This window comes from Lelliottia sp. F153 (assembly GCF_002870005.1).
Classification (GTDB): Bacteria; Pseudomonadota; Gammaproteobacteria; order Enterobacterales; family Enterobacteriaceae; genus Enterobacter; species Enterobacter nimipressuralis.
In genome coordinates, this window is record NZ_PKFT01000009.1 from 53,454 (window position 1) to 74,245 (window position 20,792).

A 20,792-nucleotide genomic window follows, 5' to 3' on the forward strand; every position below is an offset into this window, starting at 1 on the left:
TAGGGACATGACATGGGAAAGAAGATGCCTTACTGGTGGCTCTCGTGCTGCCTGATATCTGTGCCCGTTCTCGCGGCTAACCCTGCGGGCGTAATCAACACCGGCCTGCTGAGTGAAGAACAGGAGCTGCCGTCCCTGAATGGCCGCGTTGCGCCCGTCGCCAACAAAGCCGCTCCGGGTACGCTGCTGCTGGGCGATGCCGTAAACCGCGCCGTCAGCTGGCATCCGACCATCAGCGAAGCGGTCGGTAAACTCTACGAACAATCAGAACAGGTCGACGTCGCCAAATCGAAATACTATCCGCAGGTCAACGCGGGAATGGACGGCGGCTATACCCACGACGGCAGCGACAACGGCTTTACCCCGTCGCTGGTGCTCTCTGTTTCACAAATGCTTTACGACTTTGGCAAAGTGGCAAGCCAGGTGCGAGCCGAAAGCGCGGGCGTGGCGCAGCAGCAGGCCAACGTGCTGGTGAGCATTGATACCATCGCCCACGACACCGCCCTGGCAATGGTGCAGGTGCAGACCTGGCAGCAAATGGTGGAGACCGCCAAAGAGCAGCTGGATGCGCTGTCGTCCATCGGCTCGCTTGCGCGTCAGCGCAATGACGAAGGGGCAAGCTCCCTTTCGGACGTGGTGCAGACCGATGCCCGTATCGAAGGCGCGCGGGCGCAGCTCATGCAGTATCAGGCCAGCCTCGACAGCTCCCGCGCCACGCTGATGAGCTTTCTCGGCTGGAACAGCCTGAACACCATCAGCAACGATTTCCCGGCAAAACTGGCCCGCAGCTGCGACGTCGCCGAGCCGGACGACCGTCTGGTGCCCGCCGTGCTCTCCGCGTGGGCGCAGGCCAACGTCGCGCAGGCCAATCTCGACTATGCTAACGCGCAAATGACGCCGACCGTCTCGCTGGAGCCGGAAGTGCGCCACTACCTCAACGACCGCTATGCGGGCAACGATTCGCTGGATCGCACCCAGTATTCCGCGTGGGTCAAAGTGCAGATGCCGCTCTATCAGGGCGGTGGTCTTACCGCCCGGCGTAACGCCGCCGGACATGCCGTCGAAGCCGCGCAGTCGACCATTCAACGCACCCGCCTCGACGTGCGCCAGAAGCTGCTTGAATCGCGCAGCCAGGTGATGAGCCTGCTGAGCACCCTGCAAATCCAGGCCCGGCAGGAGGCGCTCAGCGTCCGCACCCGCGAACTCTATCAACAGCAATATCTCGATCTCGGCTCACGGCCGCTGCTCGACGTGCTCAACGCCGAGCAGGAGGTGTATCAGGCACGTTTTACCCAGCAGCAAACCGCCGGACAGCTGCACCAGCTGGAGCTGAGCTGCCTGTACAACACGGGCCTTTTGCGTCATTCGTTCGATCTTGAGAACCGCACCATTCAGACTGTGGAGATCCAGCCATGAAGCAAACCGATAATCCGCAGGACGAAAGTATTCCCGAAGAGACGCTGGAGCACTGGGCGCAGGCGTTTGGCTACGTCGCCAGCCGCTATCGCGTGGCCTGCTCCCCAGGCGCACTGGTCGCCGGGGCGCCATGGCTGAAGGGCAAACCCATGGTACCGGCGCTGACTCAACTGGCGCGCGAGGCAGGACTTTCCTTTCAGCTGCTGACCGCCACGGAGCAGTCCATCAACAGCTGGAAACTGCCGGTGGTGGTGGAGCTTAACGAGGGCAAAATCGGCGTCATTGAACATTTCGACGGCGACGACACCCTTGATATCAACTTTATCGACACCACGCCGCACAACAACCGCGTGTCGATGACCGCTCTGCTGCCCGCCATTCGTCACGTGGTCGCCCTGCGCCCGCTGGCGGCGCTAAAAGACAGCCGCGTGGACGCCTATATTTCCAAATACCGCCCCGACTGGCTCTACCGGCTGGTGATGCGCGACATACGTCCCTATACCTGGGTGATGCTGGCGGCGCTGTTCATCAACGTGCTCTCCCTCTCCGGGATCGTGTTTTCAATGCAGGTTTACGACCGGGTGATCCCCGCCCAGTCCTATCCGACGCTTTACGTGCTGACCATCGGCGTGCTGATCGCCACGCTGTTTGGCTTTGTGCTACGTGTCGCGCGCGGTCATATCATGGATCTGCTGGGAAAACGCGCCGATCTGCGGGTGTCGGATCGGGTGTTTGGCCACGCCCTGCGCCTGCGTAACAGCGCGATCCCGCGCTCAACCGGGAGCTTTATTTCGCAGCTGCGCGAGCTGGAGCAGATCCGCGAGATGGTCACCTCCTCTACCATCTCCACCATCGTCGATCTGCCGTTCTTCTTCCTGTTCGTGGTGGTGCTGGCGATCATCGCGCCGCAATTAGCCTGGATCGCCCCCGTCGCTGCCGTGCTGATGGTGCTGCCCGGCCTGCTGCTGCAGAAAAAACTCGCGGCGCTGGCGAAGCAGTCAGCCCATGAATCGACCCTGCGCAACGCGGTGCTGGTCGAGAGCGTACAGGGGCTGGAGGACATCAAGCTGATGCAGGCGGAAAACCGCTTTTTACAGCAGTGGAACAGCTATATCCAGATCACCGCCGAGTCCGGCCTGCGCACCCGCGAGCTGACGCAAAACCTGATCAGCTGGGGGATGACCATTCAAAGCCTGGTGTACGCCGGGGTGATCGTGGTCGGCGCGCCGATGGTGATCGACGGCACCTTAACCACCGGTTCGGTGGTGGCGGCCTCAATGCTGGCGTCGCGGATGATCGCCCCGATGGCGACCCTGTGCGGCGTGCTGGCGCGCTGGCAGCAGGTGAAAGCTGCCAAAGAGGGGCTGGACAGCATCATGCAGTTGCCGACGGAAAACCAGCGCGAAGAGACGCCGATCCGCCAGGACGTGCTCCGCGGGCACTACCTGTTCGATCAGGCGCAGTTTCGCTATCACCCGGAAGATCCGCGTATGGCCCTGCGCATTAACCGCCTAGAGATCAAACCCGGCGAGAAAGTGGCGATCCTTGGGCGTAACGGCGCAGGGAAATCCACCCTGTTACAGGCGCTGTCGGGCGGAATGGATCTGGCAGGCGGCGAGCTGCGGCTCGACAACCTCAGCCTGCCGCATCTGGACGTCGCGGATCTGCGGCGCAACGTCGGCTTTATGACCCAGAACGCACGGCTGTTCTACGGCACTCTGCGAGAGAACATCACGCTTGGGATGCCGCGCGCCACGGATGAAGAGATCTTCGCCGTGCTGGAGATGTGCGGCGCGGCGAGCTTTGTGCAAAAGCTGCCGAAAGGACTCGACTATCCGATCATGGAGAACGGCGTGGGGCTGTCCGGCGGGCAGCGTCAGTCGATTTTGCTGGCGCGCATGTTCCTGCGCGATCCCAATATCGTATTGCTTGATGAGCCGACCGCCTCGCTGGATGAGCACACGGAGCGCGAGTTTCTTCAGCATCTCGGCGCGTGGCTCGGCAACCGGACGCTGATCGTCGCCACCCACCGCGTGCCGGTGCTGGAGCTGGTGGAGCGCGTGGTGGTGTTGAAAGAGGGCATGCTGGTGATGGACGCGCCAAAAGCGCAGGCCCTGAGCAACAGCCGCATGCAGCAACAGGCAAACGGACGGGAGTGGAAAAATGAAAATCAGTCAGCGTGATGTCGCGGCGATGGACGATCTCGATAACGCTCTCGACTCCGAAAGCGGTTACTCCGGCGCGCGGCGCATCGTGATCCTCTCCCTGCTGTTGTTTATTATCGTCGGCGTGTGGGCGTGGTTTGGCATTCTCGACGAGGTTTCAACCGGGACGGGGAAAGTGATCCCCAGCTCGCGCGAGCAGGTGTTGCAGTCCCTCGACGGCGGGATCCTGACCGAACTGAACGTGCGCGAAGGCAACGTGGTGCAGGCGGGCCAGGTGCTGGCGCGACTCGATCCCACGCGTTCAGAATCTAACGTCGGTGAAAGCGCGGCGCGCTATCGTGCATCTCTGGCCTCCAGCGTGCGCCTCACCGCCGAAGTGAACGATCTGCCGCTGGTCTTTCCCCCCTCCCTGAAACAGTGGCCGGAGCTGATCGCCGCCGAAACCCGGCTCTACACCTCGCGCCGCGCACAGCTTGAGGACACTCAGCGCGAGCTGAAAGCCGCGCTGAGCCTCGCGAACAAAGAGCTGGCTATCACCCAGCGGCTGATCAAAACCGGAGCGGCCAGCCACGTGGAGGAGTTACGCCTGCAGCGGCAAAAAAGCGATCTGGAACTGAAGCTGACGGACGTGCGTTCGCAATACTACGTGCAGGCCCGCGAGGCGCTGTCGAAAGCCAACGCGGAAGTCGATATGGTCTCGGCGGTGCTGAAAGGCCGCGAGGATTCCGTGACGCGCCTGACCGTGCGATCTCCGGTGCGTGGGATCGTGAAAAATATCAAGGTGACGACCATCGGCGGGGTTATCCCCCCGAACGGCGAGCTGATGGAGATTGTGCCGGTCGACGATCACCTGCTGATCGAAACCCGCCTGTCACCGCGCGATATCGCCTTTATCCACCCGGAGCAAAAAGCGCTGGTTAAAATCACCGCCTACGATTACGCCATCTACGGCGGGCTGCACGGCGTGGTCGAAACCATTTCGCCGGACACCATTCAGGACGAAGCCAAACCCGAAGTGTTCTATTACCGCGTGTTTATCCGCACCAGCCAGGATTATCTGGTCAATAAAGCGGGGCGCAAATTCTCGATTGTGCCTGGGATGATTGCCACGGTGGATATCAAAACCGGAGAGAAATCGGTGATGGATTATATGATTAAGCCGTTTAACCGGGCGAAAGAGGCGCTGCGGGAGCGGTAATGGGGATGCGTCGCCAGTAAAAAAGCCCGGTAGTGCTGATGCTTACCGGGCCAACAAGCTGTCAGGTCGGGTAAGTACCGCACCACCCGATCTTTTTTTTCGACTTTTGCACCGGTGCAGCCTGCCATCCCGTATTTTCTGAATCCGCTTCGCAGTATGACATTTCTCCCTCTGTCTCCCCTTTCCAGCGCCTCTCTACCAGGCGTATGTTTCTCTGGCCTCGCAGGCATAAGGCAACACGGGTCTAATTCCGATAAATTAGAAAACAGCAGGATCGCACTTGTGCACAGTGCGGCTGTGCAATAATATCACCACAGCTTCACAGGGATCGGAGCTAACATGCATTATGTTGAAGAACATTAAAAACTTTCGCGATCAGCAGTTGGCGGGGAAAGCCGAAGATATCTACCTCGCCCCGCATAAATATAAGCCTTATAATTAGTGAGGTAACACCCCATGACTCTCCCGCAGGCAACCCGCAAACCCACCACGCCGGGCGATGTGTTGCAGTACGAATACCTTGAACCGCTAGATCTTAAAATCGCAGATTTAGCCGACATGCTTAACGTGCACCGTAATACCATCAGTGCGCTGGTCAATAACAACCGCAAGCTGACCGCCGACATGGCGCTACGCCTTGCCAGAGTGTTTGATACCTCCATCGAGTTCTGGCTCAACTTGCAGCAAAATGTGGATATCTGGGAGGTGCAGAACAATACGCGCACTCAGGAAGAGCTGAGCCGAATCAAAACAGTTGCGGAGGTTCTGGCAAAACGAAAATCTCACCAGCAGGACATCGCCTGAACTCTGCTACAGTAGCGCCAACATAAAAATTCAGGGAGTGAACATGCGCCAGAGAACGATTGTTTGTCCGATTATCCAGAATGACGGGGCTTATCTGCTGTGCAAAATGGCGGCGGATCGCGGTGTGTTTCCCGGCCAGTGGGCGCTGTCGGGCGGCGGTATGGAACCGGGTGAAACCATGGAGCAGGCGCTGCGGCGCGAAATTCGCGAAGAGCTGGGCGATGCGCTTGAGATCACCGCCGTCAAACCCTGGGCGTTTCGCGATGATATCCGGGTGAAAACCTATGCCGACGGCAGCACCGAAGAGATCTATATGATTTACCTTATCTTCGACTGCGTCAGCGCCAACCGCGATGTGACCTTTAACGAAGAGTTTCAGGAGATCGCGTGGGTGCAGCCGGAGGCCTTAAAAACGCTGGATCTCAACGAAGCTACCCGTTTTACGTTTGCGCAGAAGGGGTTGTTGTAACCCCCCACTGTCCCGGCGTTTTGCCGGTGTAGGTGCGAAAGACCTCAATGAATGCGCTGACGCTGTTGTAGCCGCACGACAGCGCAATCCATCCCACGGGTTTTCCCTCCTCCAGCCACTCCATCGCCCTGATCACGCGGGCCAGCTGCCGCCAGTTCACAAAATTCATGCCCGTTGCGGCGCTGAACTGCCGGTGAAATGTGCGCACGCTCATCCCGGACTGACGTGCATACTCTTCCACCGGGAGTACATCGTCCACGGCGTTTAGCAGCGTACGCGCGATTTTCAGTAAACGCGGGTGAGCGGGCATCGGCAGCCAAAAGCGATCCTGCCGGGATTGAGCCAGCTCGCGGGTGAGCATGGAGATCATCTGCGGATCTGCCCCCTCGCCCGCCTGACACAGCCGCAGGAACAGCGCCTCGCACAGCTTTTCCGGTTCAAAGACTGCCGGTTGCTCGGGCAGGGCTGAACAACCGGCTGAATCCAGATACAGAGACTGGCCCTCGATGGCGCTTTCCGACAGCGCGGCATGACGCAACCCCGGCGGGATCCAGCCGATATGCTCTCGCGGCACCACCCAGCGCCCTTTTTCGGTGTCGATAATCAGCAGGCCCGACGTCATACGGCAGAGCTGGCCGGTGGCATGAGCATGCCAGTCGGTTCGATAGCCCGATGGATGGCGAAGAGGTTCAGCGGTTATCAACATAGTTTGGCCGAAAATCGTTATTGATTGCCTGATTACAGAAACTACGCCAGATTCTGTCAAGGATAATGTGCTCTCAACCCTTCAAAGGAGCATAACAATGTCCCTTATTACTGACCTGCAGGCTGCCTCTGACGAACCGTCCTGCCGCGCCCTCACCCAACGACTGTTAACCGATCTTTTTTCAGGAACGCTGGCTCCGGCAGCGATTTTCTCAAATGACTACCAGCAGCATACGGACGGTAACGCACTCAATTTCGCTGAATTTGTACGGCACTTAGATCACGTCCGCACGCAAACTAACGGGATCACCTTCAGGGTCGAGCAGGCATGCTGCACGCCGCATCTGCTGGCAGACCGCCATATCGTCACCGTAAGCAAAACGGACGGACAAACGTCAGAAATTGAGGTGTACCTGTTTGCCCGCCTGCGCGAGGGGAAAATCTGGCGGATAGATGAAGTGACCCGAGTGATAAAGGGCGACCACGCCGACAAATCCCTTGCCAGCGCGACGTCGTAGTTAACTCACTTGCTGCTGTGAAGTGAAGAGATACACGCGCACATAGCGGGTAAATTTTCCGACAAACACGCCCGCAAAAACGCCGCCGGAGATAATCGCAAATGCGCTCATTCCGGGCTGCTGCAGCGTGGCGGGGGAGACGGCAGTCATCACCCCCAGCACATATTTCACGCCAAACGCCAGCATCATCAGCGGCAGCGCCGAGTAGTCGGCCTGCCGGTACAGACTGCGCGGAGGTTCCGCGCGCGTTACCGCCGTCTGTTTGATGAGCAAATAGCCCAGCGCGGCGCCTGCCAGCAATCCGGCGATCCACAGGGCGCTGCTGGCGACGGTGAGTTTGCGGAACACCACCAGATCGTAGATATCCCAGAAAAGAAAAATGGCGGGGATAATCGCGAGCTTTTCCAGCGTCACGATGGCGGGTTTGCGTGCTTTGATGCCGCGAGTGATGAGAAAGACAAACAGCACCCACACCCAGACGGGCGTATGGGTAACCACACCGGTGAGGAATTCAGTCATGGGTTTTACCGTCAGTGATATTTCGCACCGGGTAATTATTACGCATGACAGCGGCTACGCCATCATGCGTAAGGCTGTTCAGAGCGAAATTTTCAGGCGGCGAACCGCCTCTTTCAGCTGCTCATCCGTGGCCGTGACAAACGACATGCGCAGCGTCGCGCGGTCGGGTTCGCTGCAATAGAAGAACTCACCGGGCACGAACACCACGCCGTTCGCCAGCGTCTTCGCCAGCCATTCGGTGGTATTGAGACCGTTGCTGAATTTCGCCCACAGGAACATCCCGCCCTTCGGTTTATGGAAGGTCAGCACATCACCCAGCTCTTTTTCCAGCTCATTCGCAAAGGTCTGATATTTCTGGCGATAGGCATCGCGAATCAGCGCAATCTGCCCGGCCAGACGCCCGGTTTGCAGATACTCGTAAGTCATCAGCTGCGACAAAGTGCTGGTATGCAAATCAGTGGTTTGCTTGAGATTCACCACCGCCCGTTTCAGCCACTCAGGCACCACCAGCCAGCCGACGCGCGTGCCGGGTGCGAGGATTTTGGAGAACGTCGAGGTATAGACGACGTTATCTTCGTTGCCTATCGCTTTGGCATGAGCCATCAGCGGGCGGAACACGTCTGAGGTGTAGTTAATTTCGCTGTAGGGGTCGTCTTCGATAATCACGAAATCATAGCGTTTTGATAGCTCGACCAGCTGTTTGCGGCGGTTTTCGGAGAGCGTCACGCCGCCTGGGTTGCCAAACGTCGGCACGATGTAGACGGCTTTGATGGTTTTGCGGCTGACCAGGGCTTCCAGTTCATCAACTTTCATCCCTTCCCCATCGGTGCCGACAGATTCAAGTTGAGCCTGCGCCAGACTAAAGACCTGCAGCGCGGCGAGATAGGTCGGACGCTCCACGACCACGGTATCGCCGGGATTGATCAGCGCGCGGGCCAGAATATCCAGCGACTGCTGGGAGCCGGAGGTGACCACCACGTCATCGGCCTGACAGGCGATTCCACGGTCGGCGCAGATCTGCCCGATCGCGTCGCGCAGTCCCGGATAGCCTTCACTCAGACCGTACTGGAATGCTTCACCAAAATGGCGGGATAACACGGCATCTGCCGCAATCTGTAACCCTTCGTGATCGAAAAGATCGGGATTGGGAATGCCGCCGCCGAGGGAGATCACACCCGGCATTTTGCTGTGTTTTAATAATTCACGGATGGCGGAGGATTGCAGGCTCTGCACGCTGCTGGCGAGTTTGTTTTTAGACATACTGTCGATACCCTGTTTTTCTGTTTTTTTAGTGACTACATGGTGTTAGTAACACATCTGCGGGGCAGTGATCATCACATTTACTGCTTTTTTGCCCGGATTAATCACGCTCTTGCGGAATGATTGAAATGTGACCGTTGCGCTCCAGAATAGCGTATTTGATTTTGCTGAACTCAGTGATGCCCTGGTTCTGCCGCGCTGCAACCAGAATATCATCGCAGGAGACATCCACTTTCCGCAGCTTATCCGTCAGGGGCATCCCATTTTCCACCAGGATCACCGGGGAGCCATCGAGCACGTCCTCCGCCCCGGCAAAGGTTTTCTTCATCAGGCCAAAGAGAATATCCACCACCACCAGCGTCACGATGGTGATCATCGCGCCGGTCACCGAAAAATCATTCCCCAACAGCGCCTGCTGTGTGGCTTCGCTGATAATCAGCAATAAGATCAGATCAAAGCTGGTCATCTGCAATAACGCCCGACGCCCCGCCACTTTAAACACCACCAGCAAAATCAGGTAGATCGCCAGTGCCCGAAAGACCATCTCCATATTGCGCTCCTAGGGATAAATAAACTGCCAGAAAGCGATTTCCGGCTCATCGTTAACGGTGATCCGGTTCACCGCTTTTCCGGGCGTCGTGGGCGTGAGGTACAGGGTCACAGAGAAATCACGCTGACTTTTGATTGTGTTGTAAACCAGGACGAGGGCTTTTCCCTGGCTGTACATCCGATCGGGCTGGGGCGAGAGGGTGCCGGGCTGGAAATTATCCCTGACATCGCCGTCGAAACGAAAAATATAGTGTCCGGTATTTGATGGGGGGACTGTTGCCCTGAGTTTAAATTCTGTTTGCAGACGCCCAAAACGCTCGTAATAAAGGTGTAATGTCTGGTTATTATTTGTTTTTTCTGCCGAACTGAAATATCCCGTAGAAAAGAAACCGCCCAGCGCCAGCAGTAAAATAAGTAATAAAACCGCAAATCCCACCTGGCGAAATCGCGCCTCCAGGGTGAGGGCAAAACGATTTTCCTTCACGCCAGGCAATGCCTCTTGTTCGTCTTTCAGACTCGACATTTATCACCTCAACCGTTTCACCTCTCTTTTATAGGCCATTGAGTATTAAGCCTAATACTCGGCACCCTCGTCTTCTATGCCGGAAGAACGCACGGAAATCTGCCTTAATAGTAAGTCAGATCCGCCGTTTCGGGAGGTCAGCCTGCATTTATCTCTTTTGCCTGCCCGCTATGTGTGTCGCAGGCATTCAGAATAAAGGGATTTATTTCACTTAACGTGACCAGGGGTATATAGCGATATCGTTCTTCTCAATCCTTTTTATTCCTGCGCGCAGACTCACCTACCAGAATTAGGGATAACGCACACCGGTATATCCCGTCCTTTAGGATTAATCCCCCTTTTATTCACTCTTCAATATTTAAACAATCTTACACAAATTCACATTGCATCCATTTTGCTTACACAGCACGGAATGTCCGATGATAGCCCGATCCCAATTCGCCATAATAATATCAACCGCCGCAGGGTTGTCTTTCCTGCTTCCTGCTCAGGCCGCCGAGCCGGATAATCAATTTATTATTCAGCAGCAACGTCAGAAAGCGCTGGAACAGCAACTCACTCCGCCCGTGCCCGATGTGCGTCTCTCCGAGCCGTCATCCAGCTTTGGCAAAATCGCCTTTCCTGTCGAAACGCCCTGCTTTCCCATTCGCAATGTGAGCCTCACCGGGCAGGACGCGCTTCCCCGCTGGCTACCGCTGCAGCGAATTGCCGACCAGGCGCAGGGCCGTTGTCTGGGCGGAAAAGGTATCAACCTGCTCATGAGCACGATGCAAAACCGCCTCGTCGACCACGGCTGGATCACTACCCGCGTGCTGGCGCCCACGCAGGATCTTAAGAGCGGCACGCTGAAGCTGGCAATTGTACCGGGCTATATCCGCCACGTCCGGCTCACGGAGGACAGCGACGATTATATTCAGCTCTACACCAGCTTCCCGGCGCACGAGGGCAACCTGCTGGATCTGCGCGATATCGAACAGGGGCTGGAGAACCTTCAGCGCTTGCCGACCGTAGAAGCCAGCATGGAAATTGTTCCCGGCGAACAGCCCGGCGAAAGCGACGTGGTGATCACCCGCAAGCAGTCAAAAATGTGGCGGCTGGGCTTGTCATTGGATGACGCGGGCACCGAGACCACCGGGCGCTATCAGGGCGGCGTGACGCTGTCGCTGGATAATCCTTTCTCACTCAGCGATCTGCTGTACGTCTCCGCCAGCCACGACCTCAACGATCACGGCGGCAAAGGCAGTAAGAACTACACCGGCCACTATTCTGTGCCGTTTGGCTACTGGACGCTAGGCGTGACCGGCAGTGATTACGATTATCACCAGACCGTTGCAGGCCAGAATCAGGATTACCGCTACAGCGGTAAAAGCAAAAACCTGGACGTACAGCTCAGCCGCGTGCTGCACCGCAGCGGTTCGCAGAAAACGACCCTGACGGCAGATGTGCTGGCGCGAGAAACGCGTAACTATGTGGATGACACGGAAGTGGGCGTCCAGCGCAGGCAGACGGCGGGCTGGCGTCTGGGGTTACAGCACCGCCACTATATCGGCCAGGCCAGCGTGGATGCGGGGGTGAGCTATCAGCGCGGCACCCGCTGGTTCGGCGCTCAGCCGGCACCCGAGGAGGCGTTTGGCGAGGCCACGGCACTCAGCAAAATCCTCCAGCTCAACGCTCAGCTCGATTTACCGTTTGAAATTGGCTCGCAGCACTTCCGTTACAACGTTCAGTACCTGCGCCAGATAAGCAACACACCGCTGACACCGCAGGATCAATTTGCCATCGGCAACCGCTGGACGGTGCGAGGCTTTGACGGTGAGCGCACCCTGAACGCCAGCCACGGTTGGTATGTGCGTAACGATCTGGGCTGGAGCACGCCGCTGCCCAATCAGGAGCTTTACCTGGGTGCCGACTACGGTGAAGTCGGCGGCTACAGCTCAGACCCGTTGATCGGCAAACATCTGGCCGGGGGCGTTGTGGGCCTGCGCGGAAGTGCCTTCAACACCGGTTATGACCTGTTTGCAGGCACGCCATTCTCAAAACCTGACGGGTTCCACACCAGTTCCCTCACCCTGGGGTTCAACCTCAACTGGAGCTGGTAATGCGCATAGGCAATCTGGATATCAAAGCCCCGCTGCTCCTCGGGGGTGAACAAAACGAAGCCGAAGTGTTGGGGGCCACCGTCTGGCTGTGGATGCACTCGCCCATGCATCGGGATGCGCCGCTGCATGCCCTGCCGACGCTCCTGCTGCCCATCATCAAACGCCAGCAGTACGTGCTGGTGGTGGAGAACGAACGCCCGGTGTTCTTTCTTAGCTGGGCGTGGCTGAACGAAGAGGCAGAAGCCCGCTTCCTCACGCGTCCGTCCATTGAGATGAAAGAAGAGGACTGGGATAGCGGCGACCGCATCTGGTTTTGCGACTGGATTGCCCCCTTCGGCCATACCCGTGCCATGCAAACCTTGATTCGCCACGACCTCTTTGCCGAACACTGCTGGCGGGCGCTGTATCACCGTGGTGCCGAGCGCGGTAAGCGCGTCGTGATGTTCCACGGCAAACACGTCACCCGAGAAGCCGCACAACGCTGGCAACTGAACCACCCGCTCGCCGCCCCGCTGCCGCAAGCGTTTAAAGGAACGACCCATGAATAAGAATCTGTATCGTATCGTCTTCAACAAAGCGCGTGGCATGCTGATGGTGGTGGCGGATATTGCCCGTTCGGGTCGCGCCGGGACCACGCGTGCCGCCGGGATCGGCCATACCCACAGCCAGCTTATCGGTAAAATCAGTGCCATGAGTCTGAGTCTCTGGCTGGCAATGGGTGCGATACAGACGGCGCAGGCCAACATTGTGGCCAACGCGGGGGCGCCAAAAAACCAGCAGCCGACGGTGATCAGCAGCGCCAACGGCACGCCGCAGGTGAATATCCAGACCCCTTCCAAAGCCGGGGTGTCGCGCAATAACTACACCCAGTTTGACGTCAGCCAGAAAGGCGCAATCCTCAATAACTCGCATAAAAATACCCAGACGCAGCTGGGCGGCATGGTGTCGGGCAACCCGTGGCTCGCCAAGGGCGAAGCGAAAGTGATTCTGAACGAAGTCAGCTCCCGCGACCCGAGCAAACTGAACGGCATGATTGAAGTCGCAGGGAAAAAAGCGCAGGTGGTGATCGCCAACCCGTCGGGTATTACCTGTAGCGGATGCGGTTTTATCAACGCCAACCGCGCGACACTCACCACCGGCCAGGCGCAGATGACCAACGGCAATCTCACCGGGTATAACGTGGAACGCGGTGAAGTGGTGGTGGACGGTGCCGGGATGGACACCTCCGGCGCGGATTACACCGATATCATCGCCCGCTCGGTCAAAGTGAATGCCGGGCTGTGGGCCAAGGATCTGAAAGTCACCACCGGGCGCAACAACGTCGATGCCGCGCATGAACGCATTGAAAAAGGCGCCGATGACATCGCCACGCGACCGCAGCTGGCGGTGGATGTCGCCAGTCTCGGCGGGATGTATGCCGGTAAAATCCGCATGGTCGGGACGGAAAAAGGGGTCGGCGTGCGTAACGCCGGGGCGATGGGTGCCCAGGCCGGTAGCGTGACCCTCACCGCCGACGGGCGCATCGAAAACAGCGGCGTCATTCGGGGCAGTGAAAACGTAACGGTGCAGACCGCTAGCGAATTCGCTAACCGAGGCGCGCTCACGGCGGGAAATAACGCTCAGGTGAAAGCCGCCACGCTCACCAGTGAGAAAAACAGCGTGCTGGCCTCCGGGGTGAAAAACGACGGCAAACTGGCGAGCGCAGGGAATTTAACCCTGAGCAGCAACGGTCAACTGAACGCCCACGGCCAGACGCTGGCAGGCGGCGATATCAGCGTCTCTGGTCAGGGGGTAGATATCAGCAGCAGCCAGACCCAGGGCAAACGCGTGTTGCTCGACGGCGGCGCAGGCGATCTCACCACCGCCAGCGCGCAGGTCAGTGCCAATGAACTCACGGCCCGGGCCGGAAAACGCCTTAACAACAGCGGCGGTTCCCTCAGCGCCGAGACGGTTAATCTCAGTGCGCATGACCTCTCCAACCAACAGGGAAAAGTGATTCAGAGCGGGAAAAACGCGCTGGCGATGGATCTCAAGGGCGAGATCGATAACCAGCAGGGGCAGATCGCCGCAACGCAGGGTGTGTCGCTAAACGCGCAATCGCTGAACAACACGGGCGGCCAGGTGATTGCTGTGGCGGGGAAAACCCGCATCGATACCGGCTCCCTGAATAACGAGCGGGGGCTTATCTCCGCCGCCGCTGGCGACGGTGAGATCCACAGCGCGCAGACGCTTCGCAACGCCGGAGGGCGCATTGAAGCGGCGAAAAGCCAGCACATCGACGCCGCCGGTGTCGATAACCAGCAGGGGGTGATTGTGGCCGATGGCGCGACAATCGCGCTGAACGACGGCAGCCTGAACAACCAGTCCGGCGCTCTGCTCTCCCACGGCGCGCTCAGCGTCACCAGCGGCGCGCTGGATAATCAGAACGGTTTTCTCGCCAGTCAGGGCGCCTTAACGCTGGACGGCAGTGACATGGATAACCGCAGCGGTCAGATCGGTTCTAACCAGAGTGTCACCGCCCGCTTTAACACGCTGGTGAATCAGGGCGGAGCGATAAAAGCCGTCGATGCGATGACGCTCACCGGCGGAGTGCTGGATAACAGCCACGGCGAGACTTTCGCCGGGAAAAGCCTCGCCTTCAGCGGCGAAACGCTCAACAACGCTGGCGGGCAGCTGGCGGCAGGTGAAAGCCTGACGCTCGCCCCTGCCAGCCAGTTACTCAATCAGGCCGGACTGTTGCAGGGAGAGGGCGTTCAGATCACCACGGCCAGCCTGAGTAATAACAGCGGGACGCTCAACAGCCTGGGATCGCTGGATCTCTCCGCCGGTACGCTCGATAACCAGGCGGGCACGCTGGCGGCGAAAGGTGCGGCAGACATCGCCACCCTCCAGATGGACAACCGCAGCGGCGGGCGCGTGATTGGCGAATCCACCACTGCGCTGCACTCGGATAACCTGCAAAATAGCGGCGGGCAGATCCAGTCGGTGGGCGATCTGCTGATCGACAGCGCGCGCGGCGTGGTGGATAACGTCTCCGGTTTGATTCGCGGCGGGCAGAGCGTGACGCTAAATGCGATCACCTTCGTCAATCAGAACACGCTGGCTGAAAACCAGGGCCTTGAAGGCCAACAGGTGACGCTGAACACCGACGCGATCGCCAACCAGAACGGCAGCCTGCTGGCCGACACGACCCTGACCATTCGTAATACCGGTACGCTGGACAACAGTTCCGGCGCGCTGGCGTCATCCGGCTTGCTGGATATTGCCGGTAGCGGGCTGAACCTCATCAACCAGGGGGGAACGGCGAAAGCGGGTCAGACGCTGAATCTGCATGCGCAAACTATCGACGGCAGCGGCCAGTTGCTCTCGCTCGGGAATATGGATCTGAGCAGCGAAAACGGCCTGAACAACAGCGGCGCGGTCATCGCTAACGGCAATCTCACCTTCACAACTCCGGGCGCTCTGAGCAACAGCGGGAAACTGCTGGCGGGCAGCGCGCTCAACGTGCAGAGCGCCAGTCTCACCAATAGCGCCAGCGGTGAAATCAACGCCGGCACCAATACCCTGACCACCACCGGCATGCTGGTGAACTACGGCCTGATCGATGGCATCCACACCCGCATTAATGCCGAAACGCTGAATAATATCGGCACCGGGCGTCTCTATGGCGACGCGGTGGGCGTTAACGCTATCACCTTTAACAATCTGGCGGAAAACGGTACGGCGGCAACGCTTGCCGGACGCGAGCGCGTGGACCTCGGCGTGCAGACCCTCAACAACCAGGCGCACGCCCTGATCTACAGCGCCGGCACCCTGTGGGTCGGCGGCGCGCTGAACGAGAGCGGCGCCGCGATCGGACGCGCGGCAGCGATCAATAACCACAGCGCCACCATTGAGTCCGCCGGGGATATGTCGCTCGCCGCCGGGCAGATCAACAACATCAATGACGATTTCGCGACCGAGATCGTGCTGGTTTCTCAGGAGCCGTTAACCGAGTACCAGCACTCAGGCTCCGCCAACCGCTGGAAAGCCGGCGATGAGGGTGTCTGGATAGATGGCAACTCCTCAGACGGCCTGCGCAACCTCAATACGCCGGAGCTGAGCGGCCACGGGCACGACGATTTCAACGAGTATAACTACACCCGCACTATCGAAGAGACCCGCATCAAACAGAGCGATCCGGCGAAAATTCTCTCGGGGGGCAACATGACGCTGACGGGCGATCGGCTGTTTAACGATAAGAGCCAGGTCGTTGCAGGCGGAACACTCTCGACCGACGCCATGGGCACGGTGCTCAACGACGATGTCGCGGGCGAACGGCACACCACCGACGCGGGTTACGTGACGCATTACTACCGCATCCGCCACAAAGGTGACGATGAACAGGGGCGTCGCAGCACTCTCTACACCCCGCCGACCGCGATCCAGAGCATTGCCTTAAAGCCAGGCCAACTGGTGAGTAACGGCAGCGTCGAGGGCAGTAACCTGAGCATCACGCCGCTGGTATTGCAGGGCACGGATACGGCGATCGGCCAGGCGGGAGGCGTCAGCGCGTCGCCGCAGCAGACCGTATCCCCCGGCGAGCCGGTCACGCCACCGGCGGGTCAGCAGTTTGAAGTGACGCCTGCCGACGGTGCCATTCGCATTATCGGTCCAAACACTACCCTGCCGGATAACAGCCTGTTTAAGGTCAATCCGTCATCGGACGTGCCTTATCTGGTGGAAACAGATCCGCGCTTCACTAACGAAAAGCAGTGGCTCGGCAGCGACTATATGCAAAACGCCTTAACCGGCGACAGCGATAACACCCTGAAGCGCCTGGGCGATGGGTATTACGAGCAGCGTCTGGTGCGCGAACAGGTGATTGGCATCACCGGCCAGCGCTATCTGGACGGGTTTAGCAACGACGAAGAGCAGTTTAAATCCCTGATGGATAAAGGGATCACCTTCGGGAAACAGTACTCGCTGAAGCTCGGCGTGGCGCTGACGCCAGAACAGATGGCGCTCCTCACGGGCGATATCGTCTGGCTGGTGAATACCCGGGTGAAAATGCCGGACGGCTCAATGCAAAACGTGCTGGTGCCGCAGGTCTACGCCAAAGTGAAACAGGGCGATATTGACGGCTCTGGCGCGCTGATTGCCGGTAACAACGTATCGATGAAGCTCAATGGCGATCTGTTTAACAGCGGTACCATTGCCGGACGCAAAGTGCTTCAGCTAGATGCGAATAACATCACCAACCAGACCGGCACCCTGCAGGCGGCAGACGTTAACCTCAACGCCCGTACGGATATCAACAACATTGGCGGGGCCATCGTGGGCGGCAGCAGCCTGCAGGCCACGGCGGGCCGGGATATCAACGTCACCAGTACCGTGAACAGCGCAGAGAGTGTTAACGGTGAAAACCGCTTTACGCGCACCACCATCGACAGCGTATCCGGTATCTACGTTCAGGACGATGACGGCAAACTGGCGCTGCAGTCCGGGCGCGATATTACCCTGACAGGCGCGCAGGTGATCGCCAGCGGCGAGAACGGCAAAGCGCAGCTGGTGGCCGGGCGGGATCTGAATCTCAACACGGTCACCACCGCCCGCAGCGATAGCCTGATCTGGGATGCAGACAACACCCTCAACCAGCGCAGCGTCGATCAGACCGGTAGCAGCATCAGCGGTACCGGCGGCGTGACGCTGGCGGCGGGAAATGACATCAACGCGCGCGGAGCCTCGGTTAAATCCGACGGGGCGCTGGCGCTCGGTGCAGCACGCGATATCAACATCGAAGGCGTGCTCAACGAAAGCCAGCTCGACGAGCGGCATAAAGTGGTGGGCGGCAACGGCTGGATGTCGAAAACCACCACCACGACCCGCGACACGGTGGACAAACAGACCGTTCAGGGCAGTGAACTGAGCGCCAATACCGTGCAAGTCATCGCCGGAAATGATCTGACGGTCGCGGGAAGTAGCGTCGTCGGCAGCGGAAACGTTGCGCTTAAAGCCGGTAACGATCTGACCCTCACCAGCATGGGCGGACGCAATGACCAGACGCATCTCAGGCAGGAGAAAAAATCGGGGCTGTTAAGCTCCGGTGGGATTGGCTTTACCGTCGGCTCCCATAAAGAGACCACCGATCAGGCAAGCCAGGCGCTGGCGGGCCAGGGGGCGATGGTGGGCAGTCTGCAGGGCGATACGGTGATGCTGGCAGGCAACGACTACCGTCAGACCGGCAGCTCGGTCTCCTCCCCTAACGGCAACGTCGCCATTCAGGGGAAAAACGTCACCATCGAGGCGGCGCAGGACACCTATGCGTCACAGTACAAACGGACCGTCGAGCAAAAAGGCTTTACCCTGGCCGTTAACGTGCCGGTGGTGATGGCGGCTCGCGGCGCGCTGGAAACCGCGCAGGACGTGGGCAAAAGCAATGATGACCGCATCAACATGCTGGCTGCCGCCAACGCAGCATGGGACAGCGCCCGTGCTGCCAGCGCGATGATGAACACCGCGCAGGGGCTGATGGCGAACGGCGCGCAGGCCGTGGCGCAGAACGTGAGCGTGTCGCTCACCTATGGCCAAAGCAAGCAGACCAATACGGAAGAGGTCAACAGCACCAGCGCGCTGGCAAGCACCGTTAACGCCGGTAAACAGGCGGTGGTGGTGGCAACCGGCGGCGAACAGTCGAATATCAATATCGTTGGCTCCGATGTCAGCGGCAAACAAGGCACCACCCTCTTTGCCGACAACGACGTTAATATTGTGGCGGCAAAACAGGAGCGTCACGAGCGGGACGATAACCAGTCCACCGGCTGGAATGCGGGTGTGGCAGTGAGCTACGGCCAGGGCGGAGCCTCGTTTGGCGTCACCGCTGGCGCGAACGTCGGCAAAGGCCACGGCAACGGCGATGAGGTCTCCTGGCGCAACAGCCATGTCGGTGATATGGACGGTCAGACCCAGATTATCAGCGGCGGCACCACCACCCTGCGTGGCGGCCAGCTGCTGGGCAAAGGGGTGGATATCACCGCCGACAACCTGAATATCGAAAGCCTGCAGGACACCATGAAATACGACGGTAAGCAGATGAATGCCGGGGGACAGGTCACGGTGGGCTTCGGCTTTGCGGCATCAGGCAATTACGGGCAGTCGAAGGTCAATGCCGACTACGCCTCGGTGCAGGAGCAGTCCGGCGTGTTCGCGGGGGCCGATGGCTATCAGATCAACGTGAAGGATCACACGGACCTTAAGGGTGGCCTGATCACCTCCAGCGAGAGCGCGGAGCTGGCGGGAAATAACCAGTTCAGCACCGGCACGCTAAGCTGGAGCGATATTCATAACAGCTCGGAGTACGAAGGCAACGGGTTTGCCGTCGGGGGAGCCACCAGCATGAATACCGATTTTGGGCTGGGCGATAACGCCACACCGCAAAGCAGCAAAACCGTGCGCACCGACGATGGTTCTTATGTCCCGGCGCAGGGCTATGCCTCCCTCAACAAGAGCACGAGCTTTGGGATTGGGCATGACAGCGGCAGCGACAGCTCCGTCACCCGTAGCGGGATCAACACCGAGAATGTCACAATTACCCGCCCTGACGGGCAAACACAGCCGATCGACGGCATTAAAACGGACATCACCACCGAAACGGCGGCGGCGAACTCCGGTCGCCTTGAGAATAACTTCGATAAAGACGACGTGTTTAAAGAGCTGAATTTGCAGGTGCGCGTGACGCGTGATTTCAAAGAAAATGCGAATAATCAGATTGGGCAACTGCTCGACGCGCAGCAGGCAACGGCACAAGCTGCGTTGAAACAGGCTATAGATTCGGGCGATAAAGCGAAGCAACAAGAGGCGCTGACCGCAGTCTATAAACTGCAATATCAGCGACGCTTCCTGCAAACCCTGGTGGGGATCGTCGCCGGATCGCCGGATACCGCCATCACTCAGGGCACGCTGGCACTGGCCGCCACAAAAATGCGTGAAGAGACCATCAAAAACTCCCTGATCTTCGAGGGTATAGCAGACACTGAAAAGTCCTACAGCAACGTTTCAGGCGAGAGCAATGGTCTCTATGATGGCATTAAAGCTGGCGGTGTCAGGGTTGGTCTGGACGTGATCTGTGGTACAGCCAATGAACGCTGCTCGACGGCTGATGACGCGGGAAAAGTGCTTCTGCGTGATGAAAATGGCAGGGTCATTTATAAAGGCAATGCCGAATATCCGACCATCGATGCTTTCCTGAAAAAAAGCCCTGAAGCGGCAAGCCTCTTTGGGCCTACGGGTGGATTCCAGGGAACCGGAGGATTATTGGTTCCCTTCGGCGAATACAAGCCGGGCACATTCTGGGGGGATATTGGTGACACCATCGTCGAGTCTTATGCCGGTACGCATGATTATATCGGCGGTCAAGTGCCTGGTTTTTATGACAGCGAAGGGAATACTTCCCGCGGGCGTAGCCCGTTAACGGAAACCGCGGCAAATACCTGGACCGTTGTCGCGATTCCTCTGGCCACGCCTTTCGCCATGTCCGAAATGGTTTCACCTGAGTTGCTGGACTTTATCTTTAATGCATCCAAATGAGG

14 protein-coding genes are annotated in these 20,792 nt (G+C 58.7%); 9 read left to right on the forward strand and 5 right to left on the reverse strand.

The annotated features are described in order from the left end of the window. Positions 1-12: 12 nt before the first annotated feature. From F153LOC_RS17745 to nudI, 5 genes are all read left to right on the forward strand, one after another. Positions 13-1,416, forward strand: a complete 1,404-nt coding sequence (locus tag F153LOC_RS17745) for a TolC family outer membrane protein (protein WP_100779226.1) — start codon at positions 13-15, stop codon at positions 1,414-1,416. Next, positions 1,413-3,599, forward strand: coding sequence for a type I secretion system permease/ATPase (locus tag F153LOC_RS17750; RefSeq protein ID WP_102105390.1), 2,187 nt, complete (start codon positions 1,413-1,415; stop codon positions 3,597-3,599). The genes F153LOC_RS17745 and F153LOC_RS17750 overlap by 4 nt, the downstream gene beginning before the upstream one ends. Before the next feature lie 10 nt (positions 3,600-3,609). Further along, positions 3,610-4,779: an HlyD family efflux transporter periplasmic adaptor subunit gene (locus tag F153LOC_RS17755; protein ID WP_100780833.1), complete on the forward strand. Its 1,170-nt coding sequence runs from the start codon at positions 3,610-3,612 to the stop codon at positions 4,777-4,779. Positions 4,780-5,235: 456 nt separating this feature from the next. Further along, a complete protein-coding gene (locus tag F153LOC_RS17760) occupies positions 5,236-5,583 on the forward strand; it encodes a HigA family addiction module antitoxin (RefSeq protein ID WP_100779223.1) in 348 nt (115 codons plus the stop codon). A 43-nt stretch (positions 5,584-5,626) separates the two neighbouring features. Continuing rightward, entirely contained in the window at positions 5,627-6,052 is a 426-nt protein-coding gene (gene nudI, locus F153LOC_RS17765; RefSeq protein ID WP_100779222.1) for a nucleoside triphosphatase NudI, read from the forward strand. Here the strand turns inward: nudI and F153LOC_RS17770 are convergent. Continuing rightward, the gene (locus F153LOC_RS17770; RefSeq protein WP_233210371.1) at positions 6,024-6,758 is read right to left on the reverse strand and encodes a helix-turn-helix domain-containing protein; all 735 of its coding nucleotides are present in this window, start codon (positions 6,756-6,758) and stop codon (positions 6,024-6,026) included. The genes nudI and F153LOC_RS17770 overlap by 29 nt on opposite strands. Positions 6,759-6,855: 97 nt before the next feature. Between F153LOC_RS17770 and F153LOC_RS17775 the strand changes: the two genes are divergently transcribed. After that, positions 6,856-7,275, forward strand: a complete 420-nt coding sequence (locus tag F153LOC_RS17775; RefSeq protein WP_102105391.1) for a nuclear transport factor 2 family protein — start codon at positions 6,856-6,858, stop codon at positions 7,273-7,275. Here F153LOC_RS17775 and F153LOC_RS17780 read toward each other — a convergent pair whose 3' ends face one another. The 4 genes from F153LOC_RS17780 to F153LOC_RS17795 form a co-directional block, all read right to left on the reverse strand. Continuing rightward, complete coding sequence (locus tag F153LOC_RS17780) at positions 7,276-7,794, reverse strand: DUF6622 family protein (RefSeq protein WP_102105392.1); 519 nt, start codon at positions 7,792-7,794, stop codon at positions 7,276-7,278. A gap of 78 nt (positions 7,795-7,872) precedes the next feature. Then, positions 7,873-9,054 carry a PLP-dependent aminotransferase family protein gene (locus F153LOC_RS17785; protein WP_102105393.1) on the reverse strand — a complete coding sequence of 394 codons (1,182 nt, stop codon included), beginning with the start codon at positions 9,052-9,054 and terminating at the stop codon, positions 7,873-7,875. 100 nt (positions 9,055-9,154) lie between these two features. After that, a complete protein-coding gene (locus F153LOC_RS17790; protein WP_102105394.1) occupies positions 9,155-9,604 on the reverse strand; it encodes a DUF421 domain-containing protein in 450 nt (149 codons plus the stop codon). A 9-nt stretch (positions 9,605-9,613) separates the two neighbouring features. Beyond that, the gene (locus F153LOC_RS17795; RefSeq protein ID WP_233210372.1) at positions 9,614-10,126 is read right to left on the reverse strand and encodes a hypothetical protein; all 513 of its coding nucleotides are present in this window, start codon (positions 10,124-10,126) and stop codon (positions 9,614-9,616) included. A gap of 419 nt (positions 10,127-10,545) precedes the next feature. Between F153LOC_RS17795 and F153LOC_RS17800 the strand changes: the two genes are divergently transcribed. Genes F153LOC_RS17800 through F153LOC_RS17810 form a run of 3 tightly spaced genes read left to right on the forward strand, consistent with a single transcriptional unit; the run spans position 10,546 to position 20,790 of the window. Next, entirely contained in the window at positions 10,546-12,225 is a 1,680-nt protein-coding gene (locus F153LOC_RS17800; RefSeq protein WP_102105395.1) for a ShlB/FhaC/HecB family hemolysin secretion/activation protein, read from the forward strand. Beyond that, the gene (locus F153LOC_RS17805) at positions 12,225-12,773 is read left to right on the forward strand and encodes a toxin-activating lysine-acyltransferase (RefSeq protein WP_100779216.1); all 549 of its coding nucleotides are present in this window, start codon (positions 12,225-12,227) and stop codon (positions 12,771-12,773) included. The genes F153LOC_RS17800 and F153LOC_RS17805 overlap by 1 nt, the downstream gene beginning before the upstream one ends. Beyond that, a complete protein-coding gene (locus tag F153LOC_RS17810; RefSeq protein ID WP_102105396.1) occupies positions 12,766-20,790 on the forward strand; it encodes a hemagglutinin repeat-containing protein in 8,025 nt (2,674 codons plus the stop codon). The genes F153LOC_RS17805 and F153LOC_RS17810 overlap by 8 nt, the downstream gene beginning before the upstream one ends. Positions 20,791-20,792: the final 2 nt, after the last annotated feature.

Bases quoted from the DNA above. Each gene is read 5' to 3' on its own strand.
- F153LOC_RS17755 (WP_100780833.1), top strand. From the start codon at position 3,610: ATGGACGATCTCGATAACGCTCTCGACTCCGAAAGCGGTTACTCCGGC.
- F153LOC_RS17805 (WP_100779216.1), top strand. From the start codon at position 12,225: ATGCGCATAGGCAATCTGGATATCAAAGCCCCGCTGCTCCTCGGGGGT.
- F153LOC_RS17810 (WP_102105396.1), top strand. From the start codon at position 12,766: ATGAATAAGAATCTGTATCGTATCGTCTTCAACAAAGCGCGTGGCATG.
- F153LOC_RS17780 (WP_102105392.1), bottom strand. From the start codon at position 7,794: ATGACTGAATTCCTCACCGGTGTGGTTACCCATACGCCCGTCTGGGTG.
- F153LOC_RS17790 (WP_102105394.1), bottom strand. From the start codon at position 9,604: ATGGAGATGGTCTTTCGGGCACTGGCGATCTACCTGATTTTGCTGGTG.
- F153LOC_RS17785 (WP_102105393.1), bottom strand. From the start codon at position 9,054: ATGTCTAAAAACAAACTCGCCAGCAGCGTGCAGAGCCTGCAATCCTCC.
- F153LOC_RS17800 (WP_102105395.1), top strand. From the start codon at position 10,546: ATGATAGCCCGATCCCAATTCGCCATAATAATATCAACCGCCGCAGGG.
- F153LOC_RS17750 (WP_102105390.1), top strand. From the start codon at position 1,413: ATGAAGCAAACCGATAATCCGCAGGACGAAAGTATTCCCGAAGAGACG.
- F153LOC_RS17775 (WP_102105391.1), top strand. From the start codon at position 6,856: ATGTCCCTTATTACTGACCTGCAGGCTGCCTCTGACGAACCGTCCTGC.
- F153LOC_RS17770 (WP_233210371.1), bottom strand. From the start codon at position 6,758: ATGTTGATAACCGCTGAACCTCTTCGCCATCCATCGGGCTATCGAACC.
- F153LOC_RS17745 (WP_100779226.1), top strand. From the start codon at position 13: ATGGGAAAGAAGATGCCTTACTGGTGGCTCTCGTGCTGCCTGATATCT.
- nudI (WP_100779222.1), top strand. From the start codon at position 5,627: ATGCGCCAGAGAACGATTGTTTGTCCGATTATCCAGAATGACGGGGCT.
- F153LOC_RS17795 (WP_233210372.1), bottom strand. From the start codon at position 10,126: ATGTCGAGTCTGAAAGACGAACAAGAGGCATTGCCTGGCGTGAAGGAA.
- F153LOC_RS17760 (WP_100779223.1), top strand. From the start codon at position 5,236: ATGACTCTCCCGCAGGCAACCCGCAAACCCACCACGCCGGGCGATGTG.